Genomic DNA, 19,280 nt, shown 5'->3' with positions numbered 1-19,280 from the left:
TGTTGACCTTTGGTTACAGAGAAAAATTAAGTTTAATAAAACCAAGACATCCTGCACTGCTATCGTATCAGCATAGTGGCGTTAACTTTACCTTCAAGTAAAGGCACTATCCAAAATTAATCACACTCAAGACTTATTAAACCCCGGGTCCCAAACTCGAAAAATCGCACATTAGAAGATTCCAGTTCTTTTATATTAAAAATTCATTAGATGATATTAGTTTTGTATTACATCATAAAAAAATAAAAATCCGAAGTTAAACCACCCTCTTCATAATATTTTTTAATGCAGCATTCAAATATGTATAAATAGCACCGCCCCCTCTTAAATTGAATAAGAAAATCGCAGTAAAACTGAAAAATTACATTTTAATCATAAGTGTATAAAAAGTCACACTGAACTAAAGACGAAATAATGCACCCTAATGAAAAATCAACACATAAAGAAAAAATAATCTTTATTATACATACAGTTAGAGACATTAAAGATCGTTCAACTTCTTTAAAGAAATAAAAACCATACAGTTAAGAAAAAGAATTACTGCACGTATAAATAGACAAAAAAGCGTGAAAATAAAATTCGAACATCGTTCAATTACATGAGCGTTTCACTTTCGAGACACCTATTTATTTTAGTTTTTTACAGGTTGATCATTTAGTATTCAACAATTAAATTGAAATGGTAAATAAATCCAAGATCAGAGAGCCTTCCTATTAATTAATAGTTAGCAATAGGATATTTCTTGCTGGTCGATTTAGATATCAAATATTAAGTATAACAAACGTAATACTGTTACTTGCGGACACTAAATGTGCGACCACAAACTACCACTCTATGGGAATACACCCATAGGGGGCTGTTATTACTTAAATAAAAATGAGGCATAAATAACATGGCGGCAAAAAGAGCGAGAATAAAGAAATTCGTCAGCTCGCTGGCGGTTATCTGTATAGCAATGGCTTTCAGTGCTCACGCGAATGCTGTTGAAAAATTAAACCTGGGCATCAAAGCCGGATCTCAATGGGCTGAAGATGATAGCTATCACACCAGTAAGCCCACAAGCACCATTGCCGGTGTTTCAGTTGGGGTCATGCTTACCCCGTCCTGGGGCTTAGACCTGGACTACCAGAAGCACGGCAAACTCGACGCAAAAGCCACGGGTGTGCATGTCAACACTCAGCTAATTTCTGCAGCACTCCGATATGAGTATCACTGGCAGACGGGCTGGGCTGGATATGGACGACTGGGCGCAGCTTACTGGGATATGGACAAAACAGCGCCTAATCAAGCCATGCTAAAGGCCAAAGGCATTTCCTTTCTAACCGAAGTCGGTGTGTTGTATGACCTAACACCGAGCCTAAGCCTTAGCGGTGGCTATCAGTTTATCGAAGGGATTGGTGATGACAAGACAGGTCAATATGACAGTCATGGTGTCGTGCTGAGTGTCGTCTACTCGCTGGGCGATTCATTTTAAGGGAGCTAATCATGAACATTAAAATGCTTAAATCAGTATTGGAAACTTGTGTATCACATGCAAAGATTCAGCGTCGCGTGGTCTTTCTGGGCGCACTCCTCGGCGCACTGACACTCAGCGGTTGTAATTCAGAAGGGGCGTTTAGCGCTAAAACACCAACACCACCAAAAACACAGGCGACACCACCAGGTTCACTGAGCCTCTCAAAATTGGTCGTTAGCGGCGAAAACAGAACATTTGGAGCAGGAGATGCTGATACCCCGGTTGTTTTTTCCTGGAACAGCTCAGAAGGGGCAAACGGTTACACCGTATGCCGTTTTGATAACAGTCTCCAGAATAATTGTGACCCCATAGGGAAAACCACAGAAACGATGCTTAAGACTCCATTACTTTCGGGTCCTCTCAAAGCGCGTAAATCAAAATACTTTGTACTTGCCAAAAATGATAATGGAGTCACACCATCGAATGAACAGGAGCTCACTCCAATACAACTGAAAGACCTTGTTACGTCTATTAAAGATTTAGACAACGAGAAGCATCATGATAGATATGGCAGATCTGTATCCCTGTCTAAAGATGGTCTCACTCTAGCTGTAGGATCACCAACTACCAATTACAGTGGTGATGACAAGATCACAAACGCCGGAGCTGTCTTTATTTACCGCCTTAAAGAAGGGAGTTGGGCCAAAGAAGAAAAACTAGAGCCCGATCAACCTAGCATAGACGACCGATTTGGCTATTCTGTGTCGCTATCGGAGGATGCTAACACTCTGGCTGTTGGAGCGCCACACGCAGATAACTCTGGTGCTGTTTATGTTTACCACTATAACGAAAGTGAGGGTCTCTGGAAGCTGAAAGGCGCCAAAATAAAGGCGCTAGAAGCAAACTTGGGAAAAGGTTTTGGCTTGTCAGTCTCTCTGTCGGCAGATGGCAACACCTTGGCTGTGGGGCACCCAGATGCGAATGCCTCTGTGCATACCGGAGGGGTAGCGTTTGTTTATCGTTATACTGATGCTGCCTGGGATAATGGGACCCTCATTAAGGGAGAGTATGTCGAGAAGTATAATAGGTTTGGCCTCAGGGTAGCGCTATCTGCAGATGGTCACACACTGGTCGTGGCTGCACGTCATGATAACAAAGACGCCTTAAATTCTGGCGCAGTATATCTGTTCAGCACCTCAGACACAGAGGTGAGTTGGAAACAGGAATACTACATAAAAGCACCTAACCCTAGGAAAGGCGACAATTTTGGTTCGTCGATATCCTTGTCTGACGATGGTAACACCCTCGCGGTGGGAGCTCCTGTAACAGACACCAAAATTAATGATGACACTACCTTATTAAGCACGGGCACTGTGTATGTGTATCGCTATAAGGATGGAAACCTTAGCGAGCCCAACACCATCAATAAAAGTTTCGGCAATATTCCTGATGATCTAAAGGATTCAAGCACAGGCCATGATGCATTCGGCTGGTCCGTGTCTCTATCCAGTGATGGCAACACTCTTGCCGTGGGAGCACCAGGGCAGGATTCTGGTGAAATTGCCTTTAACGGAAATGAGGCTGATGACAATAACGACGAAAGAAACTCCGGCGCAGTTTATATATTGAGCTTTGAAGATGGTGAGTGGGAACAAGAGAAAAATGGCTATATCAAAGGTACAGAGCCTCTAAAAGATGACTGGTTCGGTTGGTCAGTCTCCCTGTCAGAAGATGGCAACTCCCTAGCGGTAGGAGCCCCTAGTTGGAGAGGAGGGACGAAGGATAACAGTCCAAATCTAAAACCTGGGCGGGTATATATCTATTAGAAAATGATGAATAGGAGTGGCGGACATGAACCAGAATTATGCATCTGAATGCTCAAAAATCTAACTGGCAAATGATGGAAATGTAAGTCACTCACTATCCACTTATAACCACTAAATAGAACCTTCGGTTCAGACTCAAAATCAAATATACAGAATATTTGTTGTCGAGCCGCTATCAAGGAAGGCAATCATGATTTTGTATCTGCTCCGGCGCAGCTTAAACAGCAGTGACAACAAGTCTCTCTGCCCTTTCTGCCTGCGCCTTGAAGGATTGATGGCGATGTTTCCAGAGATTCGACATAACATAGAAGTTAGGTATGTCGATTTTCAGAAACCTCGTTATCAACTCCTGGAGTTTCTGGGGGAAAAAAATCAAGTATGTCCAAATTTGGTGCTCAATGAAGGTGACCAGTTTGGTTCAGAAAAATTCTCAACGTTGGCCCCTACGGGCGTAAAATATATTGATAAAACTGAGGACATTATCCAGTTTTTCATTGAGCGTTTTGAGTTACTTTAAATTGACTGATAACGCATAAGTAAAGCCGCCAAAAGGAAAAAGTGTGCAAGCCATTATGTGTATGTGATGCAATTATCTGATGAAGGCAAAGTCACGCATATGACCAAAATCTGGAATGATGGCTGGGCGTTGAAAGAGCTTGGTTGGACGCAGTAGGAAACCGAAGAGCCGCCGGATAATAAGGCGGCTCTTGTTGTTGAACCATTAGTGCTTTTCAGGCAGGTCAAAACGTTCGATAAAGTACTGGATAATTTCATCGGTCTTATCAATATGACGCATACCTGTTGAAGCTGACACAGAGAACTTTTCCGAACCAAACTGGTCGCCTTCATTTAAGACCAGATTTGGACAAACTTGATTTGTCTCCCCCAAAAATACCGGTAGATCTCCACGTGGCTTCTGGAAATCGACATACCTAACTTCTACGTTATGGCGGATTTCTGGAAACATGGCCATCAGCCCTTCAACCTTCATGCAGTAGGGGCAAAAGTACTTCTTACCACCGTCGTTAAAGTCTCGCTTAAGCAAATACAAAATCATGATGGCCCTCCTTGGTAACAGCGTAAAAAACCATAATACGTACTTTTCGCATTTTGTTTCGAATCAAAACTGATAATTAGACCAAGTCACGATGATCGTGAGGGTTAGATCGCGGCTTAGTGGCAAGAGGACACTATGAAGTATGTGGTTTTGTTCGAGAGGATTGGCTGCTGACGCAGCCAAAAGAAGGCTATTGCCTATTGAGCGGAGATGGGGTCGTGTGTGTTAAATTTCAACTAGTTTCGAGAAATCACTGACTTTGTACTTGTCGAAACGGCTATGACAATGCTCTGTGTATTCTCCAGTTTCTTTGTTCTTACGCTTACCATTAAACCAGATTGAGCGCTTACCTACATTTTTTCCCTTTTTATTCTGATTAGACTCTTTTATAAAGTCTTTAGACGACATAATCCAAAACTGTTCTAAACGCTCAGAATAAAAAACAAAATAATAATTATCACGAAGATCATGAGTAATTGCAGAAAACAAAGCTGCATCTCCCATCGTAACCTCTTTGGAGCGAGCTTTTATTTGTATTTCAATAAATGTTCCATCAGGTTTTCTGATCACCGCATCGATGCCATTATCATCAATTAAAGGCATGTATACATCAATACCCTCTTTAAGCATTAATCCGGAAATCCAATATTCCATCCTCTTACCAAATCCAGCAGAATGTCGAAATGAAATAGCCATACATAATCCAATTGAAATTTAACGCCCAATTAAGGGGTGAACAACGCTTCCACCCAAACCTAAAGCATTGTGCCATAAACACTAAATTTGAAGTAGAAGCAAAAATGCCGAGCGTTGTGAATCCCTCTTAAATTGCTTGTTATATGCTTGATTCGTCTTGACCCATATCAAAACGAGCTTTCTTAAATTTTTCTAAACACCTTCGTGGATTAGGCCTGATTTTTAATAGAAAAAGCACGAACGACAAAAAAGCGAATGCTGTAGCTACTTGTACAGCAAAAATCTCGGCGTTCTTGCCACCACTAAATGCCACAGATTTTTGTTCATAATAAAAACCGGTACCAGTATAAAAAATGTCAGGGCTGAAATAAGTAACAAACTTCTTTCTTCCTTTAGTTACCGTATATGAATAACTACCGAAATTTGGTCTGAGCAACTCAACACGATTTACTACAACAGATGGCGTACCCATGCCAGTGAATGTTTTGGTTGTAGTTTTAAGAACAGGGAGACCTTCATTCGTAAATTTTGGCGCTTGAACTTGTATGGGCTTGAGCTCTGATTCTAGTTTCTTTTTAGTTAGTAACTCTGCTGTTGGGATGTTCTCAGTTTCTATTTCATTTGGGATATAACCCAAAACAACATCTTCGTAGACAGGCTCTGTAACTTGAACCTCAATTTTGGTTTCAGGGCTCAAAAGCCAGAAAAGCGTGTAACACAAATACCCTACTACTAGGCCTATGCCAGCAGATATCTCATTGAACCACGCTAACTTAGATTCAACTTGCTGAAATTTCATCAATGCTCCTGCATATAACAGCGTATTAGAAGACAAAATGTCGGAATAAAACACGACACTTTGTCTTGTAATAACAATGGCACTGATTCTATCACTAACTAACAGTTTGTTTTAAAAGAAAATTATCACCAATCGAAAACTGTGACGTACAAAAAGGACTAAGCGTCCCTTTTGTTGCATTGAGGTAAACTGGTTTGATTCTGTTTGTAAAAACAGTGCTTAACGAAACGACATTCAATCCCACTTTTTCACGCTAACACGGTTTCTAATCCGCAAACTTTGGCTTGATGCGTTCATCAATCACCATACGTTTTCGGTCTGCTTCAATTGTTTTTAACGGCTCTACCTGCTGCATGGTCGCAAGGCAGCGCTCGGTAAGTTTGATATAGCCATCGGTACCTAGACTCTTCCAAGAGACTTCTTTTTCACTTAGTTCACGGATGACTTTGGCAGGGCTGCCAAGGGCGAGCATTTGAAGCCCAACCCGTAAATGGGACTTTCCCTGCCGCTATTTCCGCTTTGGTTAGTTTGCTCGGTTTACGAAAAGGAAGAATGCCGCATTTTGGGCAAAAGTAGTCTTCTGCGGTATCACTTCCCCATTGGTATAACACTGCTTTTCTATAAGAAATGTGCCTCGAGTAAACGTCCACGTTTATTGCATGTTATGCATCTAGCTTACTACGTAACTTGATACTGGAAACTATAAAAGCAACCACAGGAGTCCATACAACGACGGCTAAGAGAAGCGTCTTAAAGTTCAAAAGAGCAAACATCGGTGCGAGTAGTAGCCATAAAGGCCAATTTAGCCACGCTGTTACTATTGAGCTACCCGCAAAGCCTTGGCAATCGAAGCCAATAAGCATGGCATCATAGGCGTAGCAACCCACAAAATCAGTACCTTTGCGACCATGCTCTGCCAATCCAAAAACCACCAAGTCGGCTAAGATAGCCAAGAGCAAAGCCGCTAGAAAATAAGTCGAAATATTTCTTACGATTGTCCATTTCATGATGATGCATAACGCCACAATAACGGGTGCTTACCAAACCGCCAAAAAACGCTTTAATCCTTTGTATTCACGACACATTAAAAATCTTCCGCAGTGACAAAGCGACCCATTAAAAGTCTTTTGTCAGTACACAGCCGGAGTCACTTTTCTTTGTTAAACTTAAATTCGCCAGTTATGGTTGCCGGCTGAAACCAGATTGTATATAAACACACTGGATTATCTTTGAACTGGATTACTCCTGATTTAAAGGATCCTGTTTGATCATACAGCCGAATTCGATATAAAAGGATCCCAACATCTTTTCCTTCATGCTCTTCGTATATGTATTGCTTTCTCTCAGTCTCTAGGCGAGTAAAACCCTCGAAGCCTTCTCTAGGAACGTGTTTAAAAATTACGTCCAGATCATTGTCAGTCATTTTGTTCGCTATGTCTTTGCAGTATATAGCTTTTAGAGATTCAGGCTTGTACTGAAAAAGTACATCGGTAACTTCTTGAAGTCTCATTTCATTGCTTGATAAAGACTGCCGCATATAAGAAAACACTTCAGTGTTTGCATATGCTAGATCTGTATTAAGAGCAAAAATCAGTAGTAGAAACTTCTTCATGGTTATACCCTTGATTCTAACTTTTCGCATAAGCGGCGAGCGTTTATGCGAGTTTGGATCTAATGGCACGATGTTTCATGTATTTGTTATGCTCATGCTGAATGGTAACCAAACCTAGTAATGACAAACACCCGATATATCTATATGGCATAAAAATTATTGCTAAACTCACAACATCTTCTTCGTTTTAGCGCATAACAGCGTATTGGACACCAAAGTGGTGTATCTAAACGTCCCAGAACAGGAGTACCTCGGTATTATGGTCAACACCATTCAATACTGTGCGCGAAAGCAGTGTCAATTTTGATAATTACCCGCTTATTACCCATTCAGGATAGTGAAAACGACTCGTTTTCAGTCATAGAAAATCTAATCCGCAAACTTCGGCTTGATGCTTTCATCAATCACCATCCGCTTTCGGTCTGCTTCAACGGTTTTCAACGGCTCAACTTGCTGCATAGTCGCAAGGCAACGTTCGGTGAGTTCTATATAGCCATCCGTGCCTAGACTCTTCCAGGTCACTTCTTCCTCTCGAAGTTCACGAATGACTTTGGCAGGGCTGCCAAGGGCGAGCATTTTTGAGGGAATTTTCTGTTGGGAGGCAACAAGGGAGTGAGCGGCGACGATACTATGGGCACCAACCACCGCACCGTCCATCACCACCGTATTCATGCCAATTAGTGCGCCTTCTTCAATAATACAGCCGTGTAAGATGGCGCTGTGTCCGATATGACCGCGCTCATGAACCACGACATCGATACCAGGGAAGGCGTGAATCACACAGTTGTCCTGCACATTGGCGTTGGCTTTGATGTGTATCCGGCCAAAATCGCCCCGCAAACTGGCAAAAGGCGCAATGTAACTGCCCTGCTCTACGATGACATCACCGATTAAAACCGCTTCCGGGTGAACATACGCACCCTCTTCTACCACAGGCGAAATACCGTCCAATGCATAACAGGGCATGACTACTCCTTAGTCTGTTTAGTGTCAGTTCAGTGTGATGCCTCCGAAGCGTTCACAGAACTGTTTATCGGCTTTTGGAAGAGGCCCATCCGCCGCGCGGGCAACAGCATCGACGTGTTGCTCGGCCGGATACGCCACCAGGTTGTAGATATTGTGTGTCAATGTTCGTGCCGCCTTACCTGGCCAGTTTCCCGGCAATAACTCTTCGGGTAATGGCGGGTATTTCAACAGCGCACGACGATAAATGTGGATCAGCAGTGTGCGTACCTGAAAGGCTTGTGCAGGCTCCAGTTGCTCACCGTTTTCCAGCAACGACAGAACTGGCCTGAACTGGCTGAGTAGGGTATGAAACCTGCCTTCCACTTCTTCCAGTTGCCACAGCTTTGCCACCAGCGATTTCAAGTTGGCTTCGTTACCTTCCGAAAGGTCACAAGAGGAGGCTTCGAACACTAGGGCTTTATCGTTCAGCTCATGTTTGCTCAACAGCTGCCGTGTCGCATCTTTGTCTGCGCGCGGATACAACATGACGGAGGTCGAAAGAATTGCGTAACCTGCCGACTCCAGTTGCTTTCTTGCCTCCATCAACTCACTGCCACTCAGTGAGGGCAAGGCTATCATCTGCCACTGGCGGTTCCACTCAGCATCATGTGCACTGTATATCCGCTCTTCCGCTGCCGTGAATCGGTCCATCGCTTCTTCCGTGACGTGATAGAAACTGTATCTACCACTGCGTTCAGCCGTCAGCCAGCCATCTTTGACCAAACGAAACACCGAAGTTCTGACAAACCGGTCAGAGACATTGAACACACTTAACAGCTCAATCAGGCTGGAAAGACTGATTGAGCCACCGCGACGGGCAAGGATGTCACCAAAGACCGTCATGATGAGCGAGGTGCCGCTGACCGAGTCAGCGGCGAGAATGTCAGAAAGCAGCTTCCCTAATTTTTGGTTCATACGTTTTTATCCATAAACATAGCGCTTTGTTATTTTGTACCTTCAGGGCACTTAGCTTCATGTTACACAATCACAACAAAACAGCAAAAATATGAATCTGTTAATTAGGGTCTGTCGCGTTCTTGCATCGATTCTCTGTTACCGCTTCTATCGCTTATCGATCACTCGCTTGGCTTTGCCCTCTGAACGCGGCAACACGCCAGCTGGCACTACTTCCACTTTGGATGAAATGCCAATAAAGGTTTTCACTTTGCCTGCCAGCTCATTCGCCAAACCATTTAACTGAGAACCATGAACTTCAGGTTGCTGTTCCACCCTTATTGTCACGCAGTCCATATTGCCCTGCTTAAACAGCTCAATCAGGTAATGGGGCGCCAGGCCACGGGTATTACAAATTTGTTCTTCTATCTGGGTGGGGAAAACATTCACACCTCTAATAATCAGCATGTCGTCGCTGCGACCGGTGATTTTCCCCATTCGGCGCATGGTGCGCGATGTGCCGGGCAGAAGGCGGGTCAAATCGCGGGTACGATAGCGGATAATTGGCATCGCTTCTTTGGTGAGACTGGTAAATACCAACTCCCCTTCCTCGCCATCTGGTAATACTTCGCCCGTTAATGGGTCGATAATCTCCGGATAGAAATGGTCTTCCCAAATGGTTGGGCCATCTTTCGATTCCACGCATTCCTGCGCGACACCTGGGCCAATCACTTCAGATAAACCATAAATGTCTACCGCATCCATCGACAAGCGACGTTGCATCTCTTCACGCATGGCTTCTGTCCAGGGCTCTGCACCAAAAATACCTACCCGCAGGGCAAGTTTTTCTGGGTCCATACCCTGCCTCGCCATTTCATCAGCGATGTTAAGCATGTACGAAGGCGTCACCATAATGATGTCTGGGTCAAAATCCCGAATCAGCTGAACTTGCTTCTGGGTTTGGCCGCCACTCATTGGAATCACAGTACAACCCAACCTTTCCGCCCCATAGTGGGCACCTAGACCACCCGTGAAAAGTCCATAGCCGTATGAAATATGCACTTTGTCTTTAGGTCTGCCACCCGCTGCGTAAATAGAACGGGCTACCACGTCCGCCCACATATTTACGTCGTTTTGTGTGTATCCCACCACCGTCGGTTTGCCCGTCGTACCACTCGAAGCGTGAACGCGAACCACCTGCTCCATTGGCGTACAGAACATGCCGAATGGGTAGTTATCGCGAAGGTCAGCTTTTGTGGTCATAGGGAACTTACTGAGGTCAGACAGTGTTTTCAAATCGTCTGGATGGACACCATGTACCTTGAATTTCTCGCGATAAACCGGCGAGTTTTCATAGACGTGGTTCAACGTGTTTTTAAGACGTGATAGCTGAAGTCCGCGTAACTCATCAATGCTGGCATTTTCAATCGCGTGCATCCCTACCTTACTGCTCATCTTGCTCTCTCCTTTCAAGGCTTTACTTCCAGCTCCATCGCTTTTCAAGGTTCGCCTCTTAAAGCGTAGTCGCCAATTCGATTATTTATTCATGTTACACATTATTGATCATTTACATTTATTGTGTATCATAAAATTTAACCATTCATAAACATTTTTATTAAACCTCGACAACAATTAACCGCTTTCGCAGGGATTGATTTGGGTCGAACGCAAATGCGAACACGTAGAAGGACACGTGACATGAAGGCAAAAAGTTTTGTTTACGGCGCATGGCATGAAGGAGCTGCAGAAGGGGTTTCCGTTGCTAATGCCATCACGGGAGAACCGATTTGTTCTGTCAGCTCTGACGGCATTGATTTTGCGAAAGTAGTGCGATTTGGCCGTGAAGTAGGTGGCTCTGCGCTGCGCGCAATGACCATTCATGAACGCGCAGAAATGCTAAAGGCTTTGGGTTTGAAACTACTGGATAACAAGAAGCGCTTTTACGATATCTCTCAATGGACGGGGGCGACCAAAGCTGATAGCTGGGTTGATATTGAAGGTGGTCTTGGCACCATGCTGAGCTACTCAAGTATTGCCCGCCGTGAACTGGGCAATGAGCCTTTCATCGTTGAGGACAAAGCCCAACCACTTTCTGCAGATGGTTCCTTTGTTGGCCGGCACATTCTCACACCAAAACCCGGCGTTTCAGTTCACATCAATGCCTTTAACTTCCCTTGCTGGGGCATGCTGGAAAAAATTGCTCCTAGCTTGATCGCAGGCGTGCCCGTGATTGTTAAACCCGCCACACAATCGGCTTACCTGACGCAAGCGATGGTCGAGGATATGGTCGAAAGCGGGCTCCTTCCTGACGGCTCTCTCCAGCTTATTTGCGGAAGCGTGGGCGATCTGTTGGATCAATTGGGCGAACAGGACAGCGTCACTTTTACTGGCTCGGCATCAACTGGTCAAAAACTCAAAGTACATCCCAACATCGTTGCCCATAGCATTCCATTCAACATGGAAGCAGACTCGCTGAACTGCAGCATTCTTGGTGAAACGGTGAGTGAAGACGATCCAGAGTTCGATCTTTTCATCAAAGAAGTCGCAAGGGAAATGACGGTCAAGGCGGGCCAGAAATGTACGGCCATCCGTCGCGCACTGGTGCCACGCACCAAAGTCAACGCAGTGAGTGAAGCGCTTAAAGCGCGCCTTGCCCGCGTGTCGATGGGCGACCCTTCTATTGAAGGCGTCAAAATGGGTCCTCTGATTGGTAAAGGCCAGCGGGATGATGTGGCGGCTCAGGTCAGCAAGCTTTGCGAGCAAAGCGATGTGCTGTTGGGCGGGAACGACGCGGCAATGGAACTTGTCGGTGACCATTGTTCTCAAGACGCTTTTTATCCGCCGACCGTGCTGCTCTCCAAAGCCCCAACCGAAGAGGGTTATGTCCACAGCGTTGAAGCATTCGGTCCGGTTTGTACGCTATTGCCCTATGACAACGTCTCCCAAGCGGTTGCCATTGCTTCACTGGGTAAAGGCAGTCTGGTGGGTTCAGTGGTGACCAACGATGCATCAGAAGCATCAGAGCTTGTGCTGAAAGCAGCCGCCTACCATGGCCGTATGCTGATCCTGAACCGTGACAATGCCAAATCCTCAACCGGACATGGTTCGCCGCTCGCGCCGCTTGTTCATGGTGGTCCCGGACGCGCCGGTGGCGGTGAAGAGTTGGGTGGCGTCCGTGCCATCAAACACTATATGCAGCGCACCGCGTTGCAGGGTTCACCCACCATGCTGACCGCGATTACCCGCGAGTACACCGCAGGCGCTGAAAAAACCCGAACGCCAGTCCACCCTTTCCGTAAGTACTTCGATGAACTGCAAATTGGTGAAAGTCTGACCACGCACAGACGCACGGTTACTGAAGCTGACATCGTGAATTTTGGTTGTCTCTCGGGCGATCATTTCTATGCCCACTTCGATGAGATTGCCGCAAAAGATTCACTGTTTGGTCAGCGCGTGGCTCACGGTTACTTCGTGCTTTCAGCAGCCGCAGGCTTGTTTGTCGACCCCGCGCCAGGTCCGGTACTTGCCAACTACGGCTTAGAGAATCTGCGCTTTATTGCTCCGGTCGCGATTGGCGACACCATTCAGGCGGACATTACCGTGAAGCAGAAGATCAAGAAAACCCGCCGCCCGGATGAGGAACGCGCAACGGGTGTGGTGGTGTGGGACGTATTGGTACGCAACCAGAATGACGAGACCGTCGCGGTGTACGACATCATGACTCTGGTCGAGCGTCAGGAGGGTTAAATATGAAGAAGCCAATAAACTTCATCACCATACTTTTCACCGTCCACAATGGTGTCGCGACCTTGGTGCTGAACCGACCGGACTCGCTCAATAGCTTCAATGCGCAAATGCATGAAGAAGTAAAAGCCGCCATCCGAGAAGTGCGTGAAAACAGTGAGATCCGCTGTTTGCTCATCACGGGTAATGGTCGGGGCTTTTGTGCCGGACAAGATCTGAATGACCGCGCCGTGAATGACGCTAGCGCCCGCGTTGATTTGGGCGAATCTGTCGAGCGCAATTACAACCCATTGATTCGCGCCATCAGCACGCTCAATGTTCCCGTAATCTGCGCCGTTAACGGCGTAGCCGCTGGCGCTGGTGCCAATATCGCCATGGCTTGTGACATTGTCTTTGCTGCCCGCTCTGCAAGCTTTATTCAGTCTTTCGCCAAAATCGGACTGATCCCGGATTCCGGCGGCACCTGGAACCTTACCCGCGCACTTGGCCTGCCCAGAGCAAAAGCCCTGGCGTTGCTGGGTGAAAAGCTTCCGGCAGAGCAAGCCGAGGCTTGGGGAATGATTTGGCGCTGTGTTGACGATGAAGCCTTGATGGAAGAAGCCAATGCGGTAGCAGAAAAACTCGCCAGCCAGCCGACTCTTGCCCTCGCCAATATCAAACGCCTGTTGAATGCATCGTTTGCCAACACGCTCGACCACCAGCTTGAGCTGGAAAAAGAGGCCATGCGTAACCTTGGCTATTCAAAGGATTACGCCGAAGGCGTGGCTTCATTTCTTGAAAAGCGTTCACCGCAGTTTAAGGGGGAATGAGCATGGATGCGGACCAAATAGCGCAAGCCTGCGCGCAGCACATGTTCAATCATGACAGTGTCTCCCGCAACATGGGCATGGAAATCGTGCACATGGCCTGTCGGCAGAGTGAAGTCACCATGCGCGTCACCCAAGAGATGTTGAACGGTCACCAAACCTGTCATGGCGGCCAGATTTTTAGCTTGGCGGATTCAGCATTTGCTTTTGCCTGCAATTCAGAAAACGAATCTGCCGTGGCCTCTGCCTGCTCTATCGATTTTCTGCGCCCCGTCAAAGAAAACGATGTGCTGACTGCAAGGGCGCATGTGATGCATCAAGGCAGAAGAGCTGGCATCTACATCGTCAATATTACTAACCAGAACCAGGAGCTTGTCGCCATTTTCAAGGGCAACTCAGCACGCCTGAACCAAGCCGTACTCCCACCAGATCAAAGGAGTGATTCATGAAGCATGCTTATATCTGCGATGGCATTCGCACCGCATTTGGCCGCTACGGCGGCACGCTCTCCGCAGTGAGAGCCGATGACCTGGGCGCAGTACCTATTCGCGCTCTGATGGAGCGTAACCCGCAAATTGATTGGTCCCAGATCGAAGAAGTCTTCTATGGCTGTGCCAATCAGGCCGGTGAAGATAACCGCAATGTGGGCCGCATGAGTGCCCTTCTGGCAGGCATGCCAGATTCTGTCCCCGCCACCACCATCAACCGCCTTTGCGGTTCAGGTATGGACGCCGTCGGCACAGCAGCCCGCGCCATTGACTGTGGAGAAATTGAACTGGCGATTGCCGGCGGCGTGGAATCCATGTCCCGCGCTCCCTTTGTGATGGGCAAAGCGCAAACCGCTTTTTCCCGTCAGGCGGAAATCTTCGATACCACCATTGGCTGGCGTTTTATCAACGACAAAATGAAGAAACAGTACGGCGTTGATTCCATGCCTGAAACAGCAGAAAACGTCGCGGAAGATTTTAAAGTCAGCCGTCAGGATCAAGATGCCTTTGCCCTTCGAAGCCAACAACGTGCCGCCAACGCACAGGAAACGGGTGTTTTCGACGCTGAAATCACACCAGTGATGATCCCACGCCGTAAGCAAGAACCGCTTTGTTTCGAGAAAGACGAACACCTTCGCGCTACCACTGCTGAAGCACTGGCGGGATTGCCCACGCCTTTTCGTGAATTTGGCAGCGTCACCGCTGGCAATGCGTCAGGTGTGAACGATGGTGCGGTTGCCCTGTTGCTCGCATCAGAGAGTGCCATTGAGAAACATGGTCTCAAACCCCGTGCCCGCATTCTTGCCATGGCAACCGCTGGCGTACCACCTCGCATCATGGGTTTTGGCCCCTCTCCAGCAGCCAAGAAAGTGCTGAAACTGGCGGGTCTGACCCTCGATGACATGGACACCATCGAGCTCAACGAGGCGTTTGCCGCACAGGCGTTAGCGGTAACCCGCGACCTTGGCCTGCCGGATGATTCACAGAAAGTGAACCCCAATGGCGGTGCTATCGCGTTGGGTCATCCTTTGGGTGCCAGTGGTGCACGACTTGTGCTTACCGCCCTAAATCAACTTGAACGCACGCAAGGTAGATATGCCCTTTGCACCATGTGTATTGGTGTCGGTCAGGGCATCGCCCTCGTGATTGAACGTGTTTGACTTTCTGCACCTGAAAACGGAGCAATGACAATGAAAAAACTAAGACAGGAAGCCCAGGAAAAAGCACTGCTGGAAGCCTTTCAGCAGAAGATTGATCGTGAAGAAAAGATCGAACCAAAAGATTGGATGCCAGAGGCCTATCGCCAGAACCTGATCCGTCAAATCTCGCAACATGCGCATTCTGAAGTGATTGGTGAACAACCGGAAGGTAACTGGATCACCCGCGCGCCGTCGCTGCGTCGCAAAGCCGTGCTGCTCGCCAAAGTACAAGATGAAGCCGGTCACGGCTTGTATCTCTACAGCTCTGCCGAAACACTCGGAATCAGCCGCGCAGAAATGATCGAAGCACTGCAAACCGGAAAAGCGAAATACGCCTCTATCTTTAATTATCCCACCCAGACCTGGGGCGATATCGGGGCGATTGGCTGGCTGGTTGATGGCGCGGCTATCTGTAATCAGGTTTCCTTACAGCGCACCTCATACGGCCCTTACTCACGCGCCATGATCCGCATCTGTAAGGAAGAAAGTTTCCACCAGCGTCAGGGCTATCAAATCATGCTGGCACTCGCCAATGGAAGCGAAGAGCAGCGCCAGATGGCACAAGATTCACTCAATCGATTTTACTGGCCATCACTGATGATGTTCGGCCCGCATGATGCAGAGTCTGCGCACTCAGCACGTTCAATGCAATGGAAAATAAAACGCGAAACCAATGACAGTCTTCGTCAGAAGTTCATTGACCAGACCGTGCAGCAAATTGAGTTTCTTGGGTTGGAACACCCAGACAAAGCCATTAAATGGAACGAAGAACGCGGCCATTACGACAGCGGCGAAATCGATTGGGAAGAGTTCTACAACGTGATTAATGGCAACGGACACTGTAATCGCCAGCGTATTCAGCACCATGTGAACGCTCACGAAGAAGGCGCCTGGGTGCGTGACGCGCAGAATGCGCACGCAGAGAAAGTCAAACAACGTCAACAACATGCTGTGGCTTAAGGAGAAGCGCGATGACTCTGGAAAATCTCGAACTGTTTGAAGTCTTTGTTCGCGGTAAGCGCGGCCTTGACCATAAGCACGTTGGTAGTCTTCACGCGGAAGATGCCGCACACGCTCTGCAATATGCACGAGACTGTTACACGCGCCGAAGTGAAGGTGTGAGCATATGGGTGGTTCGCTCGGCCGATATTTCTGCTTCACAGGAAGATGACAACGAAGCTTTCTTCGACCCGTCAGACGACAAACCGTACCGCCACGCCACCTATTACCCACTTCCGAAAGAAGTCGGCAACATGTAAGGAGGCATGAAAATGGAACAACAACAAGATTTGCTCCGCTACGTGTTGAGCCTTGGCGATGACGCATTAACGCTCGGACACCGTTTGTCCGAGTGGGCGAGCAATGGGCCTTTTCTGGAAGAGGACATTGCACTGGGTAATGTCGCACTGGACTACATTGGCCGCGCCCGCATGTTTTATGGCTATGCCTCAGAACTGACCAACGGTGAGAAAAGCGAAGATGATTTTGCCTTTCTTCGCGGAGAGCGTGATTACATCAATCACCTCATCAACGAGCTTCCCCGCGGGGATTTTGCGTTCACCATGGCAAGGCAACTTATTGTCGACATATACAGCCAATTGTTTATGACACAGTTGCTGGAGTCCAACGACCCAGTGTTGTCAGCGATTGCTCATAAGTCGATTAAAGAAACCCGTTATCACCTGATGCGCAGTAAGGATTGGACCATCAAGCTCGGGGACGGCACTGAAGAAAGCCACCAGCGCATGCAGACCGCCTTCAACGATTTGTGGGGTTATATCCCAGAGATATTTGAGCCGGACGACACAGAACAGCGATTGGTTGCCGCCGGCATAGCCGTGGATACTTCTGATCTTAAAGCCAGTTTTGACGCCCAGTTAAGCCGCGTTTTGGAAGAAGCCACGCTTGAGGTTCCAGCTGATGAATGGGCAGTGCGTGGAGGCCGAAAAGGCTATCACACGGAACATCTCGGTCATTTGTTAGGCGTGATGCAAAGCGTACACCGCGCTTATCCAGGTTGTGAGTGGTGAGCTATGGAAACCATCCCAGTAACACCACATGCCCGGTTTGAGCGGGTGAAGATGCGGGCAGAGTCTACACTGCCAGACGTTTGGCAGTTGCTGGACGAAATTGCTGACCCTGAGATCCCGGTGCTTTCTATTTGGGATATCGGGATCCTACGTAATGTCAGCGAACAGGACGGTAAGCTCCTTGTCACCATCACCCCCACGTATTCCGGCTGTCCGGCGGTGGAGACGATCAAGGAAGATATCCTGACTCTCCTGTCTGAAGCCGGTTATGGCAGCGTTGAAGTCAACACCGTGCTTTTCCCTCCTTGGTCAACCGACGACATGTCCGAGTCTGGCCAACGAAAGCTGAGGGAATATGGTATTGCGCCGCCCTCAGATGCACCTGATAGCTGCCTTCGACTGACGCCCGAGCAAGGAGTGCGCTGCCCTCACTGCGGCTCATCAAACACAACAAGGATCAGCGAATTCGGCTCAACAGCCTGTAAAGCGCTATTCCGTTGCGAGAGCTGTCATGAGCCTTTCGATTTCTTTAAATGCTTGTAGTAAAGGGAATTGACCATGAGCGAAACCAATTTCTATTCATTAAAAATAAAACATACGCAGCCCCAGACTGACTCTGCTTTGTGCGTCACTTTCGATATTCCTGACACGCTGACTGAGACATTCCGCTTTGTTCAAGGGCAGTTTCTCACATTGCGCGCCAACATAGATGGGGAAGAAGTACGACGTGCTTACTCGATTTGTTCCGGTGCCGATGAAGGCCTGTTACAAGTCGCGATCAAACGCGTGGATGGCGGTAAGTTTTCCAACTTCGCCAATGACACGTTTGAGGCAGGTCTTACGGTTGATGTCATGCCGCCACAAGGCAGCTTCTATACAGAGCTGAATGCATCTAACCAGCATCATTACATGTGCATCGCCGTCGGAAGCGGGATCACGCCGATTTTGTCGATCATCAAAACCGTACTTTCTCAGGAGCCCAATAGCCGTATCACCTTGATTTACGGCAATCGTCAGAGCAACACCATGATGTTCGCTGACACCCTGGGTTATCTGAAAAACCGCTACATGACCCGATTCAGTTGGATAAACATCATGAGTCAGGAAGATCAGGGCTCAGACCTGTTATCCGGCCACATTGACGTGAAGAAAGGTGCCGCACTGCAAAAACATCGCCTGATTGATATCAACAGCACCGACCATGCCTTTATCTGTGGCCCTGAATCCATGATGGCGGAAGTCTCCAGAGGGTTCCGTATTGAGGGGCTTTCTGATGACCAAATTCACTATGAGCTTTTCTCCTCATCGTCTGAAGATGCGCAAGTTGCACTGGAAAAAGCCAAACAGCGTGTCGCCAACTATGGCGAGGAAAAAATGAGCAAAGTGACCGTCACCGCTGATGGGCGCTCTATCACCTTCAAGCTGGCGACTGTGGGTGAAAACATTCTCGATGCAGGCATCGATAATGGCATGTCACTCCCCTATTCATGCAAAGGCGGTGTTTGCTCCACCTGTAAAGCCAAGCTGGTGAAAGGCGAAGTCGAGATGGACATCAGCCACGGCCTTGAACAACACGAGATCGATGCAGGTTACATCCTGACTTGTCAGGCGCACCCTCTTACTGATGATGTGACAGTTGACTTCGATCAGCGATGATTTCGACCAAGG

General features: G+C 47.5%; 21 protein-coding genes. 12 read left to right on the top strand and 9 right to left on the bottom strand.

The window, feature by feature from the left end; genetic code table 11:
• Positions 1 to 892 precede the first annotated feature (892 nt).
• The 3 genes from D515_RS11875 (at position 893) to D515_RS11865 (ending at position 3,799) form a co-directional block, all read left to right on the top strand.
• Positions 893 to 1,474 (top strand): outer membrane beta-barrel protein, encoded by a 582-nt coding sequence (locus tag D515_RS11875; RefSeq protein ID WP_002538738.1) that lies wholly within the window; start codon positions 893 to 895, stop codon positions 1,472 to 1,474.
• 11 nt (positions 1,475 to 1,485) lie between these two features.
• A complete protein-coding gene (locus D515_RS11870; protein WP_002538737.1) occupies positions 1,486 to 3,282 on the top strand; it encodes a hypothetical protein in 1,797 nt (598 codons plus the stop codon).
• 190 nt (positions 3,283 to 3,472) lie between these two features.
• Positions 3,473 to 3,799, top strand: a complete 327-nt coding sequence (locus D515_RS11865) for a DUF3088 family protein (protein WP_002538736.1) — start codon at positions 3,473 to 3,475, stop codon at positions 3,797 to 3,799.
• Positions 3,800 to 4,003: 204 nt separating this feature from the next.
• On the opposite strand, the gene D515_RS11860 is transcribed toward D515_RS11865, so the two are convergent.
• The 9 genes from D515_RS11860 to paaK form a co-directional block, all read right to left on the bottom strand.
• Positions 4,004 to 4,339, bottom strand: coding sequence for a DUF3088 family protein (locus D515_RS11860; protein WP_002538735.1), 336 nt, complete (start codon positions 4,337 to 4,339; stop codon positions 4,004 to 4,006).
• Positions 4,340 to 4,564: 225 nt separating this feature from the next.
• A complete protein-coding gene (locus D515_RS11855) occupies positions 4,565 to 5,035 on the bottom strand; it encodes a hypothetical protein (RefSeq protein WP_039849993.1) in 471 nt (156 codons plus the stop codon).
• 139 nt (positions 5,036 to 5,174) lie between these two features.
• Entirely contained in the window at positions 5,175 to 5,834 is a 660-nt protein-coding gene (locus tag D515_RS11850) for a hypothetical protein (RefSeq protein WP_002538733.1), read from the bottom strand.
• A 265-nt stretch (positions 5,835 to 6,099) separates the two neighbouring features.
• Positions 6,100 to 6,306 (bottom strand): hypothetical protein, encoded by a 207-nt coding sequence (locus D515_RS11845; RefSeq protein WP_002538732.1) that lies wholly within the window; start codon positions 6,304 to 6,306, stop codon positions 6,100 to 6,102.
• Positions 6,307 to 6,496: 190 nt separating this feature from the next.
• On the bottom strand, positions 6,497 to 6,841 hold the full coding sequence (locus D515_RS11840; RefSeq protein WP_039849992.1) for a hypothetical protein: 345 nt from the start codon (positions 6,839 to 6,841) through the stop codon (positions 6,497 to 6,499).
• Between the two features lie 140 nt (positions 6,842 to 6,981).
• Positions 6,982 to 7,446: a hypothetical protein gene (locus tag D515_RS11835; RefSeq protein ID WP_039849991.1), complete on the bottom strand. Its 465-nt coding sequence runs from the start codon at positions 7,444 to 7,446 to the stop codon at positions 6,982 to 6,984.
• A gap of 369 nt (positions 7,447 to 7,815) precedes the next feature.
• Positions 7,816 to 8,412, bottom strand: a complete 597-nt coding sequence (locus D515_RS11830; protein WP_002538731.1) for a phenylacetic acid degradation protein PaaY — start codon at positions 8,410 to 8,412, stop codon at positions 7,816 to 7,818.
• 24 nt (positions 8,413 to 8,436) lie between these two features.
• Entirely contained in the window at positions 8,437 to 9,366 is a 930-nt protein-coding gene (gene paaX, locus D515_RS11825) for a phenylacetic acid degradation operon negative regulatory protein PaaX (RefSeq protein WP_002538730.1), read from the bottom strand.
• Positions 9,367 to 9,513: 147 nt separating this feature from the next.
• A complete protein-coding gene (paaK, locus tag D515_RS11820) occupies positions 9,514 to 10,800 on the bottom strand; it encodes a phenylacetate--CoA ligase PaaK (protein ID WP_002538729.1) in 1,287 nt (428 codons plus the stop codon).
• A 243-nt stretch (positions 10,801 to 11,043) separates the two neighbouring features.
• Between paaK and paaZ the strand changes: the two genes are divergently transcribed.
• The 9 genes from paaZ to paaE are packed head-to-tail and all read left to right on the top strand — an operon-like array spanning position 11,044 to position 19,268.
• Positions 11,044 to 13,092, top strand: a complete 2,049-nt coding sequence (paaZ, locus tag D515_RS11815; RefSeq protein WP_002538728.1) for a phenylacetic acid degradation bifunctional protein PaaZ — start codon at positions 11,044 to 11,046, stop codon at positions 13,090 to 13,092.
• 2 nt (positions 13,093 to 13,094) lie between these two features.
• The gene (gene paaG, locus D515_RS11810; RefSeq protein ID WP_002538727.1) at positions 13,095 to 13,898 is read left to right on the top strand and encodes a 2-(1,2-epoxy-1,2-dihydrophenyl)acetyl-CoA isomerase PaaG; all 804 of its coding nucleotides are present in this window, start codon (positions 13,095 to 13,097) and stop codon (positions 13,896 to 13,898) included.
• A gap of 2 nt (positions 13,899 to 13,900) precedes the next feature.
• The gene (gene paaI, locus D515_RS11805; protein WP_002538726.1) at positions 13,901 to 14,344 is read left to right on the top strand and encodes a hydroxyphenylacetyl-CoA thioesterase PaaI; all 444 of its coding nucleotides are present in this window, start codon (positions 13,901 to 13,903) and stop codon (positions 14,342 to 14,344) included.
• On the top strand, positions 14,341 to 15,543 hold the full coding sequence (gene pcaF, locus D515_RS11800) for a 3-oxoadipyl-CoA thiolase (protein ID WP_002538725.1): 1,203 nt from the start codon (positions 14,341 to 14,343) through the stop codon (positions 15,541 to 15,543). Before paaI ends, pcaF begins: the two co-directional genes overlap by 4 nt.
• A gap of 30 nt (positions 15,544 to 15,573) precedes the next feature.
• A complete protein-coding gene (gene paaA / locus D515_RS11795; RefSeq protein WP_002538724.1) occupies positions 15,574 to 16,542 on the top strand; it encodes a 1,2-phenylacetyl-CoA epoxidase subunit PaaA in 969 nt (322 codons plus the stop codon).
• Between the two features lie 11 nt (positions 16,543 to 16,553).
• Positions 16,554 to 16,841, top strand: a complete 288-nt coding sequence (paaB, locus tag D515_RS11790; protein WP_002538723.1) for a 1,2-phenylacetyl-CoA epoxidase subunit PaaB — start codon at positions 16,554 to 16,556, stop codon at positions 16,839 to 16,841.
• A gap of 12 nt (positions 16,842 to 16,853) precedes the next feature.
• Positions 16,854 to 17,612, top strand: a complete 759-nt coding sequence (gene paaC, locus D515_RS11785) for a 1,2-phenylacetyl-CoA epoxidase subunit PaaC (RefSeq protein WP_002538722.1) — start codon at positions 16,854 to 16,856, stop codon at positions 17,610 to 17,612.
• A gap of 3 nt (positions 17,613 to 17,615) precedes the next feature.
• A complete protein-coding gene (paaD, locus tag D515_RS11780) occupies positions 17,616 to 18,155 on the top strand; it encodes a 1,2-phenylacetyl-CoA epoxidase subunit PaaD (protein WP_002538721.1) in 540 nt (179 codons plus the stop codon).
• A 15-nt stretch (positions 18,156 to 18,170) separates the two neighbouring features.
• Positions 18,171 to 19,268: a 1,2-phenylacetyl-CoA epoxidase subunit PaaE gene (gene paaE / locus D515_RS11775; RefSeq protein ID WP_002538720.1), complete on the top strand. Its 1,098-nt coding sequence runs from the start codon at positions 18,171 to 18,173 to the stop codon at positions 19,266 to 19,268.
• Positions 19,269 to 19,280: the final 12 nt, after the last annotated feature.

The sequence above is a fragment of the Grimontia indica genome (assembly GCF_000333895.2).
Classification (GTDB): domain Bacteria; phylum Pseudomonadota; class Gammaproteobacteria; order Enterobacterales; family Vibrionaceae; genus Enterovibrio; species Enterovibrio indicus.
This window is presented reverse-complemented; position numbering and strand designations above follow the sequence as displayed.